Origin of the sequence: Microbulbifer epialgicus (assembly GCF_041447265.1) — a bacterium.
Classification (GTDB): domain Bacteria; phylum Pseudomonadota; class Gammaproteobacteria; order Pseudomonadales; family Cellvibrionaceae; genus Microbulbifer; species Microbulbifer epialgicus.
Genome location: NZ_JBGMEK010000159.1, coordinates 1 through 4453 on the forward strand (window position 1 = coordinate 1; position 4453 = coordinate 4453).

The 4453-nt window shown below is 35.8% G+C and carries 2 protein-coding genes; one reads left to right on the top strand and one right to left on the bottom strand.

What is annotated here, in order from left to right; genetic code table 11:
• The first annotated feature begins 1181 nt into the window (after window positions 1-1181).
• On the top strand, window positions 1182-1739 hold the full coding sequence (locus tag ACCI49_RS23700; protein ID WP_371841716.1) for a putative glycolipid-binding domain-containing protein: 558 nt from the start codon (window positions 1182-1184) through the stop codon (window positions 1737-1739).
• Between the two features lie 230 nt (window positions 1740-1969).
• Here ACCI49_RS23700 and ACCI49_RS23705 read toward each other — a convergent pair whose 3' ends face one another.
• Window positions 1970-3787 carry a DUF885 domain-containing protein gene (locus ACCI49_RS23705; protein ID WP_371841718.1) on the bottom strand — a complete coding sequence of 606 codons (1818 nt, stop codon included), beginning with the start codon at window positions 3785-3787 and terminating at the stop codon, window positions 1970-1972.
• Window positions 3788-4453: the final 666 nt, after the last annotated feature.

Consider the following 4453-nt stretch of genomic DNA (forward strand, 5'->3'; position numbering starts at 1 on the left):
AGTTCGGCGTTTCTCTTCCTGCGCGGAAGCGGGTAATTTTCTTGCATCAATAATATCCATTTGGGTATTATACAAAACTATAGAGCCACCGGGTTAATATGTAAAAAAGATTGATAATTTTATTTATCAAAAAGTTTATCACATGTGAGATTTCCCTAAGATAGAATAATTCGTCAACTTGAATGAAAAACAGGATGAGCTGATGCCCTCTGTACAAAATTGCTCACAGGTATTTATCATCCTTATGGGTTTAAAAGTTCCAGGTATGATCAAAGCCTTAATTATTCGCAGTAGATTGAATGTTGTTTCCAATCGGCAGTAGACGACCATAAAGCAAATACACAAATCTTTACAAATAAAAATACGTTATAAAATATTGATATCAAGATTTTTTATTCTGCTCTTCGGGAGAGGAATAAACTGATTTCTCGTAGTTTTAATTGGTTGGAAATAATAACCACGCTAAGAGCCTAGAAATAAATCACTGTGTTTGTCAAGTAAAGTCGCCTTATGTATTGCTGTGTCTATGTATGATGCGTCAGTCAACAGGAGTGGGATTTCGATAACGCAATTGAAAAATGCATTTATTACTGCATATAAATGCATTTGTAGATTAAAAGCAAGATGTCGTATTGATTATTTCGAGTGAAATTTGAAATATAGTGGGGCGAACAAAAATGAGATGGGCGGGGTAGCCAATCTTGATACATTCTTACTTGTCGGGCGTTAGGGTATGATGAGAAAAACAATCTGTAATACATCTGTAAAATTGATCTTTACGGTATAAAATTTTTATAATTAATTGAGAGGGGCCTTTAATAAGCAGACACCTTTCTCTGATCATAAGTTGAACCAAAAATAATCGCACTACGAGATAATTATAACTTTAAATTGATAAAATTAAGATATTCCATGATCAAAAGAAGAATGATTCAACTTGATTTATATTATTGATTCATTCCAAATTTTATCTCTGGCAAATCTAGTAACACCCCTGCATGCGTATGAAGTTGGGCTATTGGCTTGATAGTTAGAAATCCTTTTCTTGAAAATTAGGTAACTATTTGATAAATTTAAGTTTTTTAAGAAGATGAACTTGCATAAATTTTGTAATTAATAGATTATTTAAAAAGGGCTTTCCTAGTTAAGCTAAATTATAATATTAATCGGTTTATACATAAATGTCTATTTTAAATTTCTGGCGACGTCTAGATTTATTTGGATCTGAAAGCTCCTATTTGAAGGAAACCAATGAAGGTTGGAATCTTTCTGGGGTGGCTACTTTTTTAACAGATCGGAGTCAATGTGGCATAAGTTATACGATTTGTTGCGATAAAAAATGGCAGACACAGACGGTAAAAGTATGTGGACATGTTGGAGATCGTAACTGCAATATCGAGATTAAAAAAGCAAACGGAATTTGGTATTTTAATGAGGTTAAGAAGCCTGAGATAAAGGATTGTATAGATATTGACTTAGGTTTTAGTCCATCGACCAACCTACTCCCAATTAGAAGGTTGTCACTTAGATGTGGCCAATCTGCAAAGATCAGAGCTGCATGGTTACAATTCCCAAGTATGTCCTTAGTTCCATCTGAGCAGATTTATACACGAGAATCTGCTACACGATATCGATACGAATCTCTGAGCAGTTCATTTCGCGCTACATTGGACGTCAACGAGGATGGCTTTGTAATGAACTATCCAGATTTATGGATTTCAGAACGAATCAATAAGTAAACTGGATAATAAGGCCCGAGGAAATTTATTTAAAAAATTAGTGTGGCTTTTTTGGAAGTCATTCGTATAAATTTCTATGGCCTCTATCATCTGAGCTATAAATTTGGCAACTTTCCTATTGACGTCAAATTGAAGTGGCGATTCAATATTTAGTTTTGAACTCTGAGATAAGAACTGCCCAAGCGCAGTCCTTATCAACATTAATCTCATCTTGCGTAAATATTAAAAGCTCACTTTTTTTCTGATATAACCCAGTTTTCTACCTGTTGCTCCAAGACGGATAAGGGTAAGGCTCCATTTGTTAATATGACATTATGAAATTTTTTGACATTAAAATTTTCACTAAGCTCTCTTTGTGCCTTCTCGCGAAGATCCAAAATTGTCAACATCCCGGTTTTATAGGCTAAAGCTTGACCGGGGTCAACAAGATACCTTTCAACTTCAGTTGTAACTTCAGAAACTGGCAACCCCGTTTTAGATTGCATGTACTCGATGGCCTCCTCTCTATTCCATCGTTTAAAGTGTAATCCGGTATCGACAACTAATCGCACAGCTCTGTGCATCTCAGCTTGGAGACGACCTAAGTCATCGTAAGGATTTTCTTGTAAACCTACTTCTTTGGCAAGCTGCTCGGCATATAGTGCCCACCCCTCAGAATAAGCGTTAAATAAAGGCATTTTTCGGAAAGTGGGCACACTATTCAGTTTTTGAGCAATTGCTATCTGAAAGTGATGACCCGGTATAGCCTCATGATATGTAAGCGTACGCATTCCAAATTTCTTCGTTTCTTGTACCTCGCGGAGATTTGCGTAGAAAATACCTGGGCGAGAACCGTCCATTGCAGGAGGAGAGTAATAAGCTCCAGGGGCACCTTGCTCTCGATATTCGGGAACTCTACGCACCTCAACGCCAGTAACAGGCACAATATCAAAGTAATTATCTACTGCTGAGCTCGCTTCATCAATATATGTTTGGTAATCACGAATAATCTGGTCACGACCTGCAGAAGAGTCCTCATAAAGAAAATTTTTAGTATTATTTAAAGAGGAATAGTATTCATTGATGGTACTCGTAGTATCTCCTAGTTCATTGAAAATAGATTTCATTTCACTTTCAATCCGGGCAACTTCTTTTAGCCCAAGGAGATGTAGCTCTTCTGGAGTCTTGCTAGTAGTTGTGAATTGACGAACTCGATAGGCATATAGCTCATCACCATTCGGCAAAGACCATACACCATTATTCCCTTTGACTTTGGGTTCTAGAGATTCAAAGTAGGATATTAACTTGTGATACGCAGGATAAACGCTTTCCCTAATTAATAATTTGCTTTGATCGAGAATTCTCTGGCGCTCTTGAAGTGGTAAATCGCTGATATTATCTAGTCTTTGCACCAATGATGTGTATAGAATATTTTCTTCAGGAGAATCACCTACAAAGTTGCGCATCTCTTTCAAAACACTATTAACAACAAATAGAGGCGGAAATACACCAATACTTTCTCGAGTCTTTAATCCATTAATCAGCTGGGAAAATTTTCGATCTACTTGCGCCAGTCTAGACAGGTAATAATCAGCGTCTTTAATATTATTTATTTGATGCTCGTCAGACAAAAACTGTGGTAGGTTGTTTTGCACACCAAAAAGCTGGTTTACCGGATAGTTGTGATACTTCCATCGGTCTCTCTCTATTAAATCGCTAAGTAAGTACTCAAGGACATCATAAGAGATCAACTGTTGCCCAGAGAGCTCAGAGCGATCGTATTGACGTAAAACGTTTAGTTCATTCTTGACTATTTGAATTTGTCTCTGAGATTCGGCATCTGATAAATCATCTAAATGTGCATTGTGACCATCGATACCAAACTGCTCAAACAATCGTAACCGTGTTAGTGTTTCTGGGTTAGCAGTGCCTAATTTGAAAAAGGCTCGCTCAAAGAACAAGTTAATAGACCATGGTTTAAAATAAACAGTATTTATAACTATTGTAGCTGTCGTTAAGAAAGCTAAAAGTAGTATAAGCCCACTTAGTTTAAATGTTTTTTTAATCATTTATTTACCATCTTTAACGATTATATTTAGACCCTATGATAGCTAAATTAAGAGTAATGCGTAAATCTTTTATATCGTGACGTTCGCCGCTGTCACCAATAGGTAATTTTTATTCCGACGACCCTTAACATTCATGGAAATTGAATATTCCCTATATCTAGGAATTGCTTAATTAGTTTAGATTGAAACCCCATATGTAACGTGACCTAAGGTGATGGAGATGTAGTATTATAAAGTGGTCACTTAATATCTTGCAACAGATAAGCAGGATAAAATTTGACTTAACAAAATATTATACAGCGAACTTTTTAGATATCTATTTAGCTAAATGCCGACTCTAATAGACATTGCGATTAAAAAAACCTCTTATCTCATTGGATTAATAAGATTTTTAAATGCATTATAGGTAGTAACTTTACACTAATAGAAAAAATCTTTTTCATATCTAACATTTAAAGATTGAACCAATTTGATAGTGTCAACTTTACAAAGAATTTAGAACTAATTTGGATTATTTTTTTCTTGAGGGACTTTAAAAGCACACAGTTAGTGAATAACAAAACTGTCGGGTTAGGCGACCCACGTTCCCTACTTAGGAGTGATATGTTGTGGTCAAGTCCAGCCGGACACCTCTTTAAGCACATTTCTCAAATTCGATGGGGGTTA